Annotated in this window: 16 protein-coding genes; 7 read left to right on the forward strand and 9 right to left on the reverse strand. The window is 55.6% G+C overall.

What is annotated here, in order from left to right:
• Nucleotides 1–79 precede the first annotated feature (79 nt).
• Complete coding sequence (locus ABNS66_RS09830) at nt 80–1465, forward strand: 3-oxoacyl-ACP reductase (protein ID WP_286695946.1); 1386 nt, start codon at nt 80–82, stop codon at nt 1463–1465.
• Between the two features lie 33 nt (nt 1466–1498).
• Here ABNS66_RS09830 and ABNS66_RS09835 read toward each other — a convergent pair whose 3' ends face one another.
• Nucleotides 1499–2530, reverse strand: a complete 1032-nt coding sequence (locus tag ABNS66_RS09835) for an AraC family transcriptional regulator (RefSeq protein WP_204996019.1) — start codon at nt 2528–2530, stop codon at nt 1499–1501.
• 148 nt (nt 2531–2678) lie between these two features.
• Between ABNS66_RS09835 and ABNS66_RS09840 the strand changes: the two genes are divergently transcribed.
• Nucleotides 2679–3545 carry a MaoC/PaaZ C-terminal domain-containing protein gene (locus tag ABNS66_RS09840; protein ID WP_348655308.1) on the forward strand — a complete coding sequence of 289 codons (867 nt, stop codon included), beginning with the start codon at nt 2679–2681 and terminating at the stop codon, nt 3543–3545.
• Here the strand turns inward: ABNS66_RS09840 and ABNS66_RS09845 are convergent.
• The 4 genes from ABNS66_RS09845 to sthA all read right to left on the reverse strand — a co-directional run bounded on the left by ABNS66_RS09845 (nt 3542) and on the right by sthA (nt 7285).
• Entirely contained in the window at nt 3542–4468 is a 927-nt protein-coding gene (locus tag ABNS66_RS09845) for an NAD(P)-dependent oxidoreductase (RefSeq protein WP_286840269.1), read from the reverse strand. The two genes, ABNS66_RS09840 and ABNS66_RS09845, sit on opposite strands and share 4 nt — an antisense overlap.
• 85 nt (nt 4469–4553) lie before the next feature.
• Nucleotides 4554–5342: a DUF3014 domain-containing protein gene (locus ABNS66_RS09850; protein ID WP_286840272.1), complete on the reverse strand. Its 789-nt coding sequence runs from the start codon at nt 5340–5342 to the stop codon at nt 4554–4556.
• Between the two features lie 198 nt (nt 5343–5540).
• Nucleotides 5541–5735, reverse strand: coding sequence for a hypothetical protein (locus ABNS66_RS09855; RefSeq protein ID WP_027873520.1), 195 nt, complete (start codon nt 5733–5735; stop codon nt 5541–5543).
• 158 nt (nt 5736–5893) lie between these two features.
• Nucleotides 5894–7285 carry a Si-specific NAD(P)(+) transhydrogenase gene (sthA, locus tag ABNS66_RS09860; protein WP_204996023.1) on the reverse strand — a complete coding sequence of 464 codons (1392 nt, stop codon included), beginning with the start codon at nt 7283–7285 and terminating at the stop codon, nt 5894–5896.
• A gap of 127 nt (nt 7286–7412) precedes the next feature.
• Between sthA and ABNS66_RS09865 the strand changes: the two genes are divergently transcribed.
• From ABNS66_RS09865 to ABNS66_RS09885, 5 genes are all read left to right on the forward strand, one after another.
• Complete coding sequence (locus ABNS66_RS09865; protein ID WP_286840275.1) at nt 7413–8027, forward strand: methyltransferase domain-containing protein; 615 nt, start codon at nt 7413–7415, stop codon at nt 8025–8027.
• 78 nt (nt 8028–8105) lie between these two features.
• Nucleotides 8106–8633, forward strand: coding sequence for a phosphatase PAP2 family protein (locus ABNS66_RS09870; RefSeq protein WP_286840278.1), 528 nt, complete (start codon nt 8106–8108; stop codon nt 8631–8633).
• Nucleotides 8634–8664: 31 nt separating this feature from the next.
• Nucleotides 8665–9720, forward strand: coding sequence for an MJ1255/VC2487 family glycosyltransferase (locus tag ABNS66_RS09875; protein ID WP_286840281.1), 1056 nt, complete (start codon nt 8665–8667; stop codon nt 9718–9720).
• Nucleotides 9717–10832, forward strand: a complete 1116-nt coding sequence (locus ABNS66_RS09880; protein WP_286840284.1) for a DUF2817 domain-containing protein — start codon at nt 9717–9719, stop codon at nt 10830–10832. Before ABNS66_RS09875 ends, ABNS66_RS09880 begins: the two co-directional genes overlap by 4 nt.
• Complete coding sequence (locus ABNS66_RS09885) at nt 10825–11574, forward strand: alpha/beta hydrolase (protein ID WP_286840286.1); 750 nt, start codon at nt 10825–10827, stop codon at nt 11572–11574. The genes ABNS66_RS09880 and ABNS66_RS09885 overlap by 8 nt, the downstream gene beginning before the upstream one ends.
• 77 nt (nt 11575–11651) lie before the next feature.
• Here ABNS66_RS09885 and ABNS66_RS09890 read toward each other — a convergent pair whose 3' ends face one another.
• From ABNS66_RS09890 to ABNS66_RS09905, 4 genes are all read right to left on the reverse strand, one after another.
• Nucleotides 11652–13358 carry a lysophospholipid acyltransferase family protein gene (locus ABNS66_RS09890; RefSeq protein WP_286840287.1) on the reverse strand — a complete coding sequence of 569 codons (1707 nt, stop codon included), beginning with the start codon at nt 13356–13358 and terminating at the stop codon, nt 11652–11654.
• Nucleotides 13359–13375: 17 nt separating this feature from the next.
• Nucleotides 13376–14185, reverse strand: a complete 810-nt coding sequence (locus tag ABNS66_RS09895) for a UDP-2,3-diacylglucosamine diphosphatase (RefSeq protein ID WP_286840290.1) — start codon at nt 14183–14185, stop codon at nt 13376–13378.
• A gap of 99 nt (nt 14186–14284) precedes the next feature.
• The gene (locus ABNS66_RS09900) at nt 14285–14704 is read right to left on the reverse strand and encodes a response regulator (RefSeq protein WP_286840292.1); all 420 of its coding nucleotides are present in this window, start codon (nt 14702–14704) and stop codon (nt 14285–14287) included.
• A complete protein-coding gene (locus ABNS66_RS09905; RefSeq protein WP_286840294.1) occupies nt 14691–16676 on the reverse strand; it encodes an ATP-binding protein in 1986 nt (661 codons plus the stop codon). The genes ABNS66_RS09900 and ABNS66_RS09905 overlap by 14 nt, the downstream gene beginning before the upstream one ends.
• Between the last annotated feature and the right edge of the window lie 55 nt (nt 16677–16731).

The following is a 16731-nucleotide window of genomic DNA, read 5'->3' on the forward strand; positions in this document are numbered from 1 at the left end:
ATGTCAATTCACCACCGGCGGTCTGCGCGTAGAATTGCCGCCCATAACACAGGGCACACCCTCATTCAGGAGTCATTTTATGTCTGATCGTATCGAGAACTTTATTAATTCCAACGCAGGTAAAAAGGTACTTGGCGCACTGGGCGTCAACGCTCCTCGTGAACTCGCCCGCTACACCCCCTCCCAGCGCAGCTTTTTTAAAGGGCGCCTACTGCTCGGCGCTGGCGATAACGCTGCCTTACTGGCACAGGTATCAAAAATTCTCGCCGAGAGCGACGCAGAGGTATTCGGCGACGACAATGCCCGTCTGCAATGTACTGCCCTGACACAAGACAATGGTAGCGATGCCCCCTTCGCCGCACTGGTATTCGATGCGACCGGCATGCGCGACTCACTGGAGCTGGTTGCAGCCTACCGCTTCTTCAACGCCAACATTCGCAAGCTTGCTCCCGGCGGCCGCATCGTTATTCTGGGCCGTCCGCACATGGGCGCCGATAACGCCGAACAGGCAGCCACCCAGCGTGCACTGGAAGGCTTGAGCCGCTCACTGGCAAAAGAAGTGGGTGCGCGCGGCAGCACTGCACAACTGATTACCGTTGCCAACGGCGCCGAGGGAGACTTCGGCAGCAGCCTGCGCTTTGTCTTGTCGCCGAAATCGGCCTATGTCACTGGCCAGGTCATTGCCGTTAACGCCGTCGAGCAATCGGGTAATGTCGATTGGCACAAACCTCTGGCGGGCAAAACCGCTCTGGTGACCGGCGCTTCTCGCGGCATTGGTGAAGCGATTGCCGACACGCTGGCGCGCGATGGCGCCACCGTTATCGGTGTCGATGTTGCGCCAATGGAAGACGACCTTGTGAAAGTGATGACCCGCCTGGGTGGTCAGCCCCTGATCGCAGACATCACCGCTGAAGACGCTCCCGCCAAGATTGCCAGCGCCGCTAAACAGGCAGGTGGTATCGATCTTATCGTCCACAACGCCGGTGTTACTCGCGACAAAACCATTGCCAATATGACCGAGCAGCAATGGCAAATGACGCTGGATATCAACTTGGCCGCAGCACAGCGCATTACGCGTGAACTACTGGACCAGGGCCTTATCCGCAATGGCGGCAGCATCGTTGGCGTGTCGTCAATGAACGGTATTGGCGGTCAGCGCGGGCAAACCAACTACGCCGCATCCAAAGCGGGTGTCATTGGTTACGTTGACTTTATGAAGAATGACGAGCAGCTACGCGCTCACAATATTACGGTCAACGCCGTTGCCCCCGGCTTTATTGAAACCGCAATGACCGCGGCGATTCCGCTATTCACCCGGATGTTCGGCCGACGCCTGAACTCGCTGTCCCAGGGCGGGCTGCCAGTAGACGTTGCCGAGGCGATCGCCTTCTTCGCCAACCCTCTCTCTCGCGGAGTGAGTGGCAATACACTGCGTGTATGCGGCCAGTCCTGGTTCGGCGCCTAAGACGGCTTCAGTGGGCGGGGCATTACGCGCCGCCTACTGTTGTTTCTGTTGGCGATACTCTATTGGCGTTAGGCCGGTCCAACGTTTAAATGCCCGATAAAAGGTACTGGGCTCGGAAAACCCCGTCAGATACACCACGTCAGCAATGCTTTCATCGGTGCGCGACAACAAGCGCTTAGCGAGTATGCAGCGATAATCTGCCAACACCTGGTTAAAACTGGTGCCCGCCTCCGTCAAACGCGAGCGCAGCACTCGCTCATTCATCCCCAGGCGTTCTGCCACACTTTCCAAGCTGGGCTGACCCAGCTCAAGCATTTCCGCAATCACTTGCTTAACATCGCCCACAACGTCCTGACGTGAGAGCCGTTCAAGCTGTTTGCTGGCGACTTTTTCATGGAGTTTCAGCAAATCCGGCTCGGCATGGCTAGATGGTGTTGCCAGAATATCAGCGGCAAATACCAAGCTCTGCTCTTTGGCATCGAAATGTACCGGGCAATTGAAGTGCTTTTCATACTCGGCAACATCCCCCTGCAGCGGGTGGCCAAGGTTTATCTCTCGGGTTTGAAACGCGCCGTCGGTCAGCGCTTCAAAGTAGCGCTGCATAAAACGCACAAAGCACTCATCGCGGTGGCGCAGCTCTGCCTCACTGTCGCCAATAAAATCCAGTACCACGCGCGCTTCATCGCCTTCCACGTGCAGCTTAAACTGCATGGCATCGGTCACTAAGCGCTGATAATTTTCCGCCCGGCGCAAACCATCGCCAAAGCTGGGGCTACTCAGAAATAGGTATTCCAGTACCTGACCACGGTATACCGGTACATGGTTGGCCAGATGCAAGCCAATGCTTTTGTCGCCGCTGACTTCTTCTAACACGCGCCAAAATTGCACCTGCGCGGCGTGGGGGAAACGCGCGCTGCGATCTTTCAACAACTTGGGAGAAATTTTGCACTCGCTGACGATCCGCTCAACATCCAACCCCAGCTCTTGAATGGCCGGGTAAGCCAGCTGGATCAGGAAGCTGGAATCACTCAGTTCTGAAAAACCTTTTTCCGTGGAATCGCTCATTACACTCGCTATCTATGGCTGTTCTAGACGCTGACTTCATGGCTGGGATTGGCCGGAGCGCAGAATCAATTCTGCCTCATCAGCAAATAATTTACTGCTCAGCATTGATTATACTGTGAAGCTGCACCGAATAAGGAGTAAGAGTAGCATGAGCGTCGCTCAGGAACTAAAAATCAAACGTCTACCGGCCCTCGCCCCCCTCCTCGCCAGAGCGGCATTACCCAAGCGCCAAAGCAAAGCGCTTAACTTCCCTGAGCGCAGCATTGAGCTGGCGCCAGTGCGTTACAGCCAACGACAGCTCAAACGCTATGCCAAATCCTGCGGCTTTAGCCTGAACGGCAACACCCTGCCCGCGAGTTTCTTGCATATTATGGCCTTCCGGCTGCAAATGCAGCTAATGATACAGCGCGACTTTCCCGTTGCGGCAATGGGCTGTGTGCACCTGAACAATGAAATCATTCAGCACCGCGCTATTAACAGCAGCGAAACACTGCGTATGGTGTGCCGCCTGAGTGACCATGAACTCACCGCCAGAGGGGTTGAGTTTACATTTGAATGTCTCGTGTACGCTGGCGATGAGTGTGTCGGGGAAGCCCGCAGCCAGTACCTGTGGCTACGCAAGACCGGGATCGCCAAACCCGCCAAGAGCAAGCCGCGCGAAGCCCGGCGCTATGCGAACCAAGAGGCCATGCACATCCCTAACAGCACGGCTCGTCATTACGCCCTTGCCTCGGGCGACTTCAACCCCATTCACTTACACGATCTCAGTGCCAAGGTGCTGGGCTTTAAGAAAATGGTGGTACACGGCATGTGGAGTAAGGCCGCGTGCATGGCGAAGCTCATCGATGGCGGCGACGCCCTGCGCTGTCGCGTGGAATTTAAGACCCCCGTGTTTCTACCATCGAAGGCCGAACTTCACTACGAAAAAGGCCCCGACAACACAGTATTTGAACTGCGTGACGCCGCTAGCGGCAAGCCACACCTGATCGGGGAATTGTCACCGATCAGCGCTTAGGCAAGCAGTAACTCTGGCGCCAGCTGCTCTACCATTTCTCGCAGCCCCTGGCGCCAGTCTTTTTTAGTCGGCCCGATTAATGCGTGCATTTTTTCGGTGTCGATTTGCAAGCTACCAAAGGCTTGTGGGTTGTCTCGAAAGCGCGGCTGCAAGCCACAGAGCTCGCCCAAGTATTCACACCACTGCTCAATACTCACCGCTTCAGAGCCGCCGAAATTTACCGTGCACACCTCTGTGCTGGCCGCCGCCAGCAGGTAGGGCAACTTCTCGATATAGTCACTGCTGTGCAACAAGTTATAGAAGTTCGGCGCCTCCGGGTGGACGTCAATCTCCATGCCCTCTTTCATCATCAGCAGGTGGAAAAACGGCCAACCACCATTGTTGCCATAGGGGACACTCAAGCGGGCAATCGTCGTTGGAATACCGTATTGGCGAGCGGCGAAGCGACAGACCGACTCAGCAGCAATCTTCGACAAACTGTAGGTCGGGAACATTGCCCGGTGATTATCGCCCAGCGGCGCACTCTCTTCGCGCGGCTCCTGACCGGCGTATTCATAGACGGCCGTCGATGAGAAATGCAGCACGGCTTTGGCACTGCGGCAATGCGCCATCAAATTCCCGATGCCTTCGGCGTTTGCTCTCAGGTCGTAGTCAAAGTCACCGCTTTTGACCACCGCCAGGTTGATCACGTAGTCCACATCACTGGGGCAGGCCTGCAAACTGCGGTGATCAGCAAGGTCTCCTTTGACAGTGTTGACGCCCATTGCCTCGAGCTGCTGACGCTGCTTCTCGTCAGAAAAACGCGCCACCGCGGTCAGCTCACACTGCGCAGCAAGCGCTTCGACAATGGGCGCGGCCACTTGGCCACCGGGGCCAGCAAGAAGGATTCGACTACCGGAAATATCAACAGGAGAAAGGGTCATAGCTGCCTCATTATTCATCTTTGAGGCGAGTGTAGCGTGGGAGGGATCTTCAGCCACCCTCCAAACGGGTGGCTGAAAGCAGGCCTTACAAGTAGCTTTGTAGCTGACGCAACCAGTCTTGCAATGACTTCATGTTATCCGGGCCCAAACGCCACAGCCACTTACTGAGCGGGTCGGCATTTTCCAGAACCGGGTCAGCGTATTCATAGAACACTTTTGGACGGCGCAATTCCGCATCGGCGGGAATCGGCTCAACGATCAGCAAGTGCTCAATCGTGGTGCGCAGCTGATTATCAAAGGACTGCGGATTACCTAATTCATTGTAGCTCGACTCCAGGAAGGGCGACCATTTTTTATAGTAAATCGCGACTTTTTTCGGATCTAAGGCGGTAACCGCATTTACCAGCGGTTCCCAGCGGCGGAAGTTACCGGGGTCGTTTGCCATGCCCTTTTCAGTCTTAATGACCAAAAAGGCCTCTTTGTCGTAACTGATCGGCAGGTGTTTGTTTGGCAGGCGAAAACGCGCCATTTGATCAACCAAAGCGACCCACTTACGAATTTGATGCTGTGGTTGCAGCCACTGCCCCAATGACGGAGACAGTTCCGTTGCCGCGTCTCGCACCTGGTCATCACTGCCATCTATTTCTCGCGGAGGCGCCGGCGCCTTGGCAGCCTGCTCTTGATAGTCTTGCTCCTGCTCGACCGCCAGCGTTTCTTTTATCGCAGATGTTTTCGGCGGCATAGAGGCCTGCAAATCCTCCGAGCTGGTCTCAGGCTCGTTGAATTCACTGTTTGCCGAGCGCTCGACCACAAACCAGACGAAGGCGCCAACAGCAGCAATGATCACGATCGCAGACAGGGATTTCCAGTTCATTTACGCTTCCTGTTATGTTTTTTGATTGTGCAAGAAATAACGTTGTCGCAGCGACAGCCCAATGACGCTGCAACGTGACATTTGCCCATGGTATCCCCGCGGACTATGCGCGGCAACTGTGGGGAAGAATATTCGAGGGAAAATAATGCGCCAGCACCCATCGTAACCGCCGACGGGTGCCAGTTAAGAATGGAAGGCCTACAGGTCGAGGTCGTCTAGCAGTTCCAGCTCCTCCATTAGCCTTTTACGTTCGAGCCGCTCTTCAATACGTCGGCGAATACTGTTGTCTCGCCCCCCCATATCAGGGCCGTCGTCGTAGTTTGCACCACCATCGTCAAAGAAGTTGTCATCGAAGTCGTCAACACTCTCTGACACTGCCATTTCTCTAGCCATATCAAGCTCACTCCAGCACGATTAAATACGGAAGCAACCATCGGCAATTAGCACGGTTGTTCAGCTGACTATTTATGCTGAGATCGGCAGTCTGTCAATGAAAATTTACCCCTACTTTGGTCTCGGTTTATATCAGCCAAGCGCAGAGCAGGCATAGCCTACAGGCGATTAAGGCCATTCAGCGCCGCGGTGCGATAAGCCTCGGCCATAGTGGGGTAGTTAAAGGTGGTTCCCAGGAAGTAACGCAGACTGTTTCCACCATTCTTCTGTTTCATTATTGCCTGGCCGATATGAATAATTTCCGCGGCTTCGGCACCGAAACAGTGAATCCCGAGAATCTCCAGGGTTTCTACATTAAACAGCAGCTTCAGCATGCCAACGGTTTCCCCGCTGATCTGCCCCCGGGCGGTGTCTTTAAAAAATGCCCGGCCCACTTCGTAGGGTACGCGTTGCTCGGTGAGCTCGCGCTCATTCAGGCCCACTGAACTAATTTCCGGCAGGGTGTATATCCCTGTGGGTACGTCGTCGACAAACCGGCACTGCTCCTTACCGCGCGCCGACGCCGATGCCGCCCGCCCCTGGTCGTAGGCAGCGCTGGCCAAGCTCGGCCAGCCGATCACATCGCCGGCGGCGTAGATATTCTCGACATTCGTCTGGTAGTGCTCGTCCACGTTTAACTGGCCGCGATGATCCGGCGTGATGCCCACGGTCTCTAGCCCCAGGCGGTCGGTATTACCGCTGCGCCCGTTACACCACAGCAGGGCATCGGCGTGAAGGCGCTTGCCACTTTCCATTTTTAGAACGACTTCCTTATCACTGGCCTCTACCTCGCTATAGACCTCGCGGTGGCGAATCATCACGCCGAGGTGGCGCAAGTGATAACTCAGTGCATCGGAGATTTCGTCGTCGAGGAATTCCAACAAGCGGTCACGGGTATTGACCAGTTCCACCTTGATCCCGATACCAGAGAAGATTGAGGCGTACTCGCAACCAATCACACCAGCGCCGTAAACAATAATTTTACGGGGCGTATTGGTCATCGCCAGGATACTGTCACTGTCGTATACACGCGGGTGACTGAAGTCGATATTCGCGGGCCGGTAGGGGCGCGAGCCGGTTGCAATCACAATGTTCTCGGCGCTGTAGTGCTCTTGTTTGCCGTCTTCACCTTCCACAGCCAATGTATGCGCGTCGACGAAACTCGCCCTGCCGGGAATCACACGAATATTATTGCGATAGTAAAAGCGGCTGCGCATGGCCACTTGGCGGGCGATCACCTCGTTAGCGTGGCTGAGTAAACGCGGATACGTGAGCGTTCGCGGGTCGCCAATTTCCCGGAAAATGGGCATGCGATTAAAGCGGATCGCCTGTCGCACCATATGACGCAGGGCCTTGGAAGGAATGGTTCCCTGGTGGGTGCAAGCCCCCCCAACCTGTGACTGCTCCTCGATAACAGCAGCACTTTGACCATGTTTGACCGCGTTCAATGCCGCGCTTTCGCCGGCAGGCCCGCTGCCAATTACCAGTACATCAAAATCATAGTTGGCCAATTTACCCTTCCTTATCGCCGCTGCGCGGGGCGTTAACCACTTAGAGCTATTCAGGCAGTATACTACCGCCATCGCAAGAGAAAGGGGATTCGACCTTGGTCTGTCCCCAAGCCCAAGAGACCAAGCCGTGCCCACAAGCTCCCACCAACGAGAACACTATGGCCTGCGCTATATGATGGCGAGCGCGCCAGCAATGCGCCGCCTCAAGCGCGGCAACAACAGCCGCTTGCACGGCAGCAAAAATTGGGGCGCGGCATTCTTATTGATGGAATACCTGAGCCAGCACCCTCTCCCGCCCAATCGCTCCGTACTCGATGTCGGCTGTGGCTGGGGGCTGGCGGGACTGTATTGCCGCAAACGCTTTCATTCAGCGGTGACTGCCAGCGACGCTGACCCAGCGGTATTCCCCTATCTTCAGGCGCAGGCCGACATTAACGACCTCACTATCGACACCGAGGTCTGGCGCTTTGCCGACGTTCCAGGCGACGCGCTTGCGGCGGCCGATACCCTGATCGCCAGCGATATTTGCTTTTGGGACGATATGGCTGAAGAGGTTTACCAGCTTATCGCCCGCGCTGTTGAAGCCGGTTGCGGCAGAATTCTCATTGCCGACCCCGGTCGGCCACCCTTTTTAGCGGTAGCAGAGGCCTGCATTGAGGACTTCTATGCCGAGCTTGTGCCCGTCAAAGCCCATACGTCACGGCCACACCGCGGCTATGTGCTGCGTATCGAGAACGCCTGAACTGTCTCAATACTGCAATATTGCTGTCACGTAACTGAAAGCTGTCAGGGGTAGTGTTTGATTCGAGAGGATTAAACTATGCGCTTGATACAGACAATAAATCAGTTCGATGTGCGGATGTTTCTCGCTTGCGTTAACACTCGCCACCAACAGCAACTCTGCCGGCTCGCCTTTGCCATATCAAAGAGTGGCGATGGCTATACGCAGTTCTTCCTGCCACTCGCCCTCTATGCACTGGGCGTGCACAGCAGCGAGATATTTGTTGCTAGCGTAGCAACCGGATTCGCGGTGTGGCTCCCGCTCTACTGGGTGTTGAAAAATACCTGTCGCCGCAAACGGCCTCCCGCGGCAATCCCGCAATTCAATGCCGCCATCATTGCCTCGGACGAGTTTAGTTTTCCATCAGGGCATACCGCCGCCGCCTTTCTACTCGCGACCTTAGCCGTACTGTGCTTTGGCGCCGCCGCATCAGTACTCTTCCTTTGGGCGGTAGCCGTGGGCGCCTCGCGAGTGGTACTGGGCGTGCACTTCCCAACTGACACCTTTGCCGGCGCTGGCCTTGGCATTGCCCTCGCGCACGTTGCCCATAGTCTGGTGATCGGTTGATCTTAGCAACCAAAGAGACACGCGCTTTACCATGAAACTACTCTATGGGGTCCAGGGCACTGGCAACGGACACATCTCCCGCGCTCGCATGATGGCGAAGCACTTCGCCGCTCGCAACATCGATGTGCAATATCTGTTTAGCGGTCGCTCACCAGAACAGTACTTCGACATGGACGTATTCGGTGACTTTCAGCTGCGCCACGGCCTCACTTTTGCAACGCGGGATGGCCGGATAAGCACCCTGCAAACCCTGCGAGAATCGCGGCCGCTGCAATTTATAAAAGATGTGCGCTCGCTCGATCTCAGTGACTACGATCTTGTGATTACCGACTTCGAACCCGTTACCGCCTGGGCCGGCCGACTACAAGGGAAAACCGTCATCGGCGTCGGCCACCAGTATGCATTTGGCCACCCCGGTGTACCCGAGGACGGCGTAGATTTGCGCAATCGCTTGATCATGAAACTGTTCGCTCCCGTTAAAGTGGGGCTCGGCCTGCACTGGCATCACTTTGGCGGCCCAATTGTGCCGCCAATTATTAACCCCGACGAGAAACGTTTAGCACCGGCGTCGCACACCCTCGTTTATCTTCCCTTCGAGGATCAGCAGCGCGTCACCGCGTTGCTACAAAGTTTCGACGACCACCATTTCATCCAATATGCACCGACGCTCTCTGACGCCGACCACGGCAACGTTTCACACCGAAAAACCAACCTGCACGGGTTTAAGCACGATCTGTGTAGTGCCCGAGGCGTGATCTGCAACGCCGGCTTTGAGCTGGTTAGCGAATGCTTGCACATGGGCATTCCGGTATTGGCCAAGCCCGTTGCCGGCCAGTCAGAGCAACTGGGTAACGCGGCGTCACTGCGTCAACTCAAACTTGCCGACACCATGGCCGACATTGATCGCGAGCACATCGCGAGCTGGCTGCGACAGCCTCAGTCCAGTGCCGCGCAAAACTACCCCGACGTCGCCGGCGCAATTTGCGAGTGGTTGCTTTCCGGGCAATGGCACAATCGCCAGGCTCTCGTGGATGCCCTTTGGCAGGACGAGCAAAACCACGCCCTGACCGCCGACCCGTCCCTTTGAGTAACGACAGCCAGCCATCCGACAGACATTTTGTCGGGCCGCCGCCGCTCAATTTCCATGAATTAATGGACGACTGCCGCGGCCCCCTGCACCGGCGCCTGTCTGAGCTGCTGGCGGTTGAGCAGCTCTGCCGCCAAGCCGGACCACTGCTAAAAAGCCGCTGCGAAGCAGTAATTGATGTTGATAATTTTCGGCTGCCCATCGTCTCGCTAACCCTGGGGGATCCACAACGCGCCAGGAGTTGCTTGCTGCTGACCGGAGGTGTGCACGGCGTAGAGCGTATCGGCAGCCAGGTATTGATTGCCTGGTTGGAGTCAGCACTGGAACGCTGCCGCTGGGACACTCACTGGCGGCAGCAATTTGATGAAGACATCGCCATCATCGCCGTACCTATCGTCAACCCCGCGGGTATGCTGCGCGACGCACGCTGCAACGCTAACGCCGTTGATCTCAACCGCCATGCGCCGATAGATGCCGAAGACCGGGTTCCTTTTCTTGTTGGCGGGCAAAGGCTGTCGCGCCATTTGCCGTGGTACCGCGGGCGCTGGGAGAAACAGGTAGAGCCGGAGTTTCAGGTACTGAGCGATATCATCGACCGGCACAGCCGGGGCAGCGACCGGATGATGATGGCGATAGACTTTCACTCAGGCTTCGGCTTTCGCGACCACATTTGGATTCCTCACGCCTACCGCAAACAGCCCATCGATGATATCGGCAGCTATATGTCGCTGAAGCTGCTGTGGGAGCGCAACTTTCCCCACCACAACTATGTATTCGGCCCGCAGGCGATGCACTACCTCAGCCATGGCGACATGTGGGACTACTTTTATCTGCGTTGCCGCGATCGCGGCTGCCGCCTGCTGCCACTCACCCTGGAAATGGGCAGTTGGCTGTGGGTGAAAAAACATCCCCGCCAGCTGTTTAGCTTCGCCGGTTTATTTAACCCGACCGTGCCACACCGCCATGCACGCGTTTTACGGGGGCACTTATTGTTGATCGACTTCCTGCTGGCCGCCTGCCGAAATAGCGCAGAGTGGCTGACCCACGGCGAACAAGACCGGCAGATGCAGCAAATCGCGCAAACCCTTTGGTATCAGCACCTCAATGACTGAATCATCGCCAAAACACTGGCTCTTTTTGCGAGGCCTGGCCAGAGAGACCGGCCACTGGCAACCGTTTATCGAACAGTGTCAGAACACCCTGGCCTGGCAGTGCCATAGTCTGGATCTGCCCGGCTTTGGCACGGAGCACAGCGGCGTATCGCCGCTGTCGATCCGACAAATCCGCCAGAACCTGCAATCCCGGCTCACTCTGCCCGAAGGCGAAGCCATCGGCATTGTTGCGCTGTCACTTGGCGGCATGGTTGCCCTGGACTGGTTAGCCCACGACCCACAGCGTGTGCACCGTGCCATAATCATCAATTCCAGTAGCGCAAATTGCCCGCTCTGGTGGCGCATTCAGCCACGCGCCCTGCCACTGCTTGTACGCGGTGTTTTTGCGCCGTCGATCGACAGTCAGGAGCGCTGGGCGCTGCGCATGGTGAGCAACCAACACAGCGAGGATGCGTCGGTATTGAATCGGCACAAACAATTGCGCGCGCAGCACCCCGCCCAAAAAAGTAATGTACTGCGACAGCTCTGGGCCGCCTCGCGCTTTCGCGCACCCGCAAAACTGGCCCCGCATCAACGCCTGCACCTGCTTGCCAGCCACGGCGATCGCATGGTGTCGTGGCGCTGCAGCAACGCACTGGCTGAGCGTTTTAACTGTTCGCTGGATGTTCACCCCAACGCCGGACACGACCTTCCCCTAGATGCCCCGGACTGGGTAATTCAGCAGTTTGCCGCGCAGCGATAATCCACAGAGTTAAAAAAACCGCGCAAGCCTGTTTGGCCTGCGCGGTCTTCGCCATTACCTTGCTGTTTTTAACGCGCTCAGTAGCCCAAGTAGCGCTTGCGGCGTGCGGGTTTCATTTTCTCTATGTCGACGAGTACCAGGCCATCAATGCAGTCGGCAAAATCCGGGTCCACATTAAAATCGGCAAAGCTCACGCCACCCGGCTCACATAGCTCTGTATATTGCTTGTAGAGGGTGGGCACCGAACACCCCTGCTGGGCCAGTGATGCCTTGAGCTGCACAAATTCTTCCTTGTAGTCCTTGCCGTAACTCACCGATGTGTTTAGCTCACTGCGATACGGCATCTTGGCGCTCGCCCACCGCCGCTCATCGGCAAAGTGGCTGCGATAAAAATGCAATAGTTCATCTTTTGCGGCCTTCGGCAACTCGTCACTCAAACTGACCGGGCCAAACAGATAACGCAGCTCGGGGTACTTTGCCAAATACTGCCCCACGCCCTGCCAGAGATAATCCAGCGCATTGCGGCCCCAATACTTCGGCTGAACGAAGGAGCGTCCTAGCTCGACACCCCGGGCAAAAATCTCACTGGCGGCGTCCGCGTTGTAGTCAAACAGGGTTTGGCTGTAGAGGGTTTGCTCGTCGGTTAAAGTGGCAACCTGTTTCAGCCGATACGCGCCGACCAATTCCAGCTGCTCTTCATCCCACAATACAATGTGATCGTAGTAAGCATCGTAACTATCGACATCGCGTCGGTGCCCAGTACCTTCGCCAACGGCACGAAAACTCACTTCACGCAGGCGGCCGATCTCGCGCATGATGGTGCAATCACCACTGTACTGATAGCGGTATATCTCCATGCCGTCTCGGCTGCTCCCCAGGCGCTCACAGCTTCGTATCGCCTTGCGCAGTTCCTGACGGTCCTCGGGGTGTGCCACCGGTTGCGCGTGAGGCATAAAACACGGCTCGCCCCGGCGTTTGCGCTTTCCCAGTTTGTATAAATGCTTTTTAAATAAATGGACTTTTGCCGGGGTAGTAAGCGGCAGTTGCTGGTATACCGAGGGCTCGACTGCCGCCCCAATGCTTACTCTCACTGTGCGGTTATTCTGCTTGAACATTTCGCGAATCAACCACAGTGTAGAAAGCGGCTTGGCAAGCAGAGACAGGGCGTAGAAAAATACCGAGTTGCGAGCGCTAATATGCACCGGCAGAATCGGCGCTTCGGCACGCTCGGCAAACTTTAAAAAACCGTTGCGCCAGCGGCCATCGCGAATGCCGGTGGGGCTAAAACGCGAGACCTCTCCAGCGGGGAAAATGATCACGGCTCCCTCGCCTTCAATATGCTCATGAATCGCCTTGAGATTTTCCTTGCGATTGCGTTTGCCGCTCATATTATCCACGGGCAGCAACATTGAGCGCAGCGGTTTCAGGGCATACAGCAATTCATTGGCAACAACTTTAACGTCGCCGCGCACTTCCGATACCAGTTTCAACAGCGCGAGACCGTCAAGGCTGCCAATGGGGTGATTGGATATGATGACCACCCTGCCTGACACAGGGATACGCTCCTTATCCAGCGCACTAACGGCATAGCCAAAGTCGAAGTAATGCAGCACCTGCTCAACAAAGTCCATGCCCTGTAGGTGCGGGTAGTCCTTTTCAAACTGCTTAAACTCCGCCTCGTGAAACAGGTAGCGCAACAAGGTGGTGAGCGTGCGTTTTATATGGGGGTTGCCACTGGCAATACGCGGAAATCGCTCATTGATAACAGCATCAACGGAGATCATTTTTCATTACCTCTGGCTTAACTGGCGCGTCGCATTGGCAGCACATCTGCGCTTTTCGGTTCGCCGATCTTGTCGAGTGATTGCTGCGTTTCGGTCCACTGAAGCAGCTCAAGCTCGCCGTCATGGCTTTCCGACAGCAAAGTGCAATTCTCAATCCAGTCGCCGTCATTGCAGTACAGCAGGCCATCAATTTCCTTCAGCGCGGGCTGATGAATGTGGCCGCAGATAACGCCGTCCAGACCGCGCCTTTCCGCTTCCTTAACAGCGGCACGCTCGAAGACATCGATCACTTGGCGAGCATTGGGGATTCGTTGTTTGATATACGTGGCAAGCGACCAATAGTGGCGCCCAAAGCGGCGGCGGAAAAAATTGGCCCAGCGATTGAGGAACAACAGCAAATCGTAAGCGGCGTCGCCGATAAGGCTCTCCCACTTTCGCAGTTGCATATGCTCATCGAGAACATCACCGTGAAACATCAACAGACGCTTCCCCTTCACGGTGGTGTACACGGCCTCTTTGCGAATTTCGATCGGGCCGAAAATATTCCCGACGTAGTCCCGGAACGGTTCGTCGTGGTTGCCCGGTATATAGACAACACGTGTGCCAGCATTCGCTTTGTGGAACAGCGTGCGGAGCACTTCGTAGTGGCTGGGAGGCCAGTACAGGCTACGCTTCATGGCCCATAAATCGACAACATCACCAACCAAGTAAATCGTTTCACAGTCCACTCGGTTTAAGAAATCGAGCAGGTAATCTGCGCGACAATCTTTGAAGCCCAGGTGAATATCAGATAGCCATATGGTTTTGTAATGTGTCTGCGCTGTCACGCGTCGCGCTCCCGCTATGCATTTGTGGCAATGCTACGGCGCGTAAATGACAGCGTTCGGACAATTTAACGACAAAATTGTGACAAGTGAGAGCGCAATCTAGTTGGAACGAATCGCAGATGGGTAGTATTTTTTTAGCACAGCTTCAAGCTTTTCTTCATCGAGCGGCTTCAGAGTAAACTCGGATACTAGGCCTCTCTCCTCAGCTTTCGAGCGATCGTCAGGGTTCTGCGACGTCGTCAGCATCACAACGACCACGCCGGCCTTCTGCTTAGAAGGGAGGTTTTCATAAGCCTCCAGGAATTCCCAACCGTTCATCACCGGCATATTAATATCGAGCAAAATAAGCTCTGGCTGAGGATGTTTATCCACGCCACTGCGCAGATAATCCAGCGCCTGCGCACCGTCGCGGCACTCCACAACAGTCTCAGCGCAGCCGTAATTGTCGATCACAAGGCGGTGGATGAAATTGGTTGCCTGGCAGTCATCCACCAATAAGATCGTCTTAAGTTTTGCCATGCTGCTCTCCTAAGAGGGTAAAACAGAAGCAACTACCACCATCCCTTGCGCTGTCTATCCAGATATTGCCGCCATGCTGTTCTACAATTTTCTTGCACTGCGCCAAGCCGATTCCCGTTCCAGGGTAGTCTTCCCGCCCGTGCAAACGCTGGAAAATCAGAAACACACGCTCTCGATGGGCCTCGTCAATACCAATGCCGTTATCTTTCACACAAAATTGCCAGCCGTTTTCGCAGGCCTGGGCGCTTATCTCAACACAGGGAACCACATCGTCCTTAACGTACTTCAAGCCGTTGCCAATCAGGTTCTGAAACAGCATACGCAAGCTGGCGGCATGGCCAACAATCGTCGGCAATCCCCGGAAGCGGACGCTAGCACCGCGCTCGCGAATCTGTACGGCTAAATCGTCACAGACGTCAGCAACCAGCGAATGGCAATTCACTGGCTCCCAGGGAGCGTCTTGGCCCAGTCGGCTGTATTCAAGCAGGCCGTTAATCAGCAACTCCATCCGCGAGGCTGACTGGTTAATAAAAGCTAAAAATTGCTGCGATTGCTCATCAAAATTTTCAGCATTTTTTTGCTCAAACAAGCCGACAAAACTCTTAATCGTACGCAGTGGTTCCTGCAAATCATGAGACGCAATGTAGGCAAACTGTTCCAGCTCCTTATTTGCTCTGGCCACTCTTCCCAGGTTCTGTTCAAGCTCCGTTTGCACCGTTCTACGCTGGACAATTTCGTTTTCCAGAGCGCGCTGCTGGGCGGTGAGTTCGTCGAGAAGCGCGCTGAACTCGCGGGCCAAGGCCCCGACCTCTGCATAGGCATCCACCGGCAAATCTTCAGCGCGCGTCGCTCTGCCTTTTTGCTGAATAACCGCGCGCATATGCTGAAGTGGCGCAACAATTTTCTGCGCGAGGATCGTGGCCAATACAAGAAACACCAGCAAGGTGGTAACCACGAACACACTTTGTTTCTTTAGCAGCTCGCGACTAACGACCATGGCGTCCCGGTAGGGCAAGCTCACAACAACGGCTAGCTGCTGCCGCTTGCTACCCAGTTGATAGCCCAGTTTTTTGAGTGCAAAAAGGCGGCGCTGGTCGCCTACAGTTGTTTGCGTTTGCCAAACTTGACGATTTGGGTCGGCGAGAAACTGGTCCGCCTCAGGTAAATCATCAACAAGGGTGCTGCGCTCGCCGTATTCAAAGCGAAAGGTTTTGCTGCGATCTGGGTGAAGTATATAGTCGCCGCCGCTGCGAACAATAGAGTGGGCTAACTCGTCCTGGGCCGCCTCGCCGATACGCGAGAACATTTCTTCCAGGCGGTGATTCACAACAATCACGCCACGGCGCTGACCCTGGCTATCGTAGACCGGCGTCACCGCACGAATAACCGCGTGGGGCGGCTGCATTATTTGGCGGTTTTCACGATTTAAGCCGATGTCAGACAACCAAACGACATCCTCTGGCAAGGCCAGGCCTGCCTGGACATAATCCCGGTGAGCCTTATTCTGCAAATCGGCGTCTTCAACAACTCTGACCTGCCCACCGCTGCCATAGCGATCCACGCGCACCACTTCTTGGCCATTGGCGTCGATAAGCCGAATCTGCACGCTCATGGGTTTGGCGGCCAACATTTGCAAAAATGCTTGTTGAAGATGATCGCGCCAGTGCGCCGAGGCCGCCGATTTTGCGTCGACAGCCCGGCTTTCCATCAAACCGATAACAGCGGGCGCGTGGCGCAGAAAAGCGACATCGCGAAGCAATTCGCCGATATAGGCATCAAATTGCAAGCTCAACCGCTCCGCCTCTGCACGCAACTGCTGCTGCCGCTGTTCTAACAACTGCTGCTCTAACGTAGAAATGGTACTAAAAATCACCACCGCATTGCTGAGCACGACCGCAGCGAGCAATACCAGCAGGACGCGCCGAGCAATAGAGCTACCTTTGACGAGATTTAGGAATCGCTGCTTTTTCATCGAGCCTCTAAAAGCCGGCATGCAGAATCGCCCCCTCTCCCTGGAAGCCGTCGAT

It is taken from the genome of uncultured Spongiibacter sp. (assembly GCF_964011655.1).
In the GTDB taxonomy this organism is placed as follows: domain Bacteria; phylum Pseudomonadota; class Gammaproteobacteria; order Pseudomonadales; family Spongiibacteraceae; genus Spongiibacter; species Spongiibacter marinus.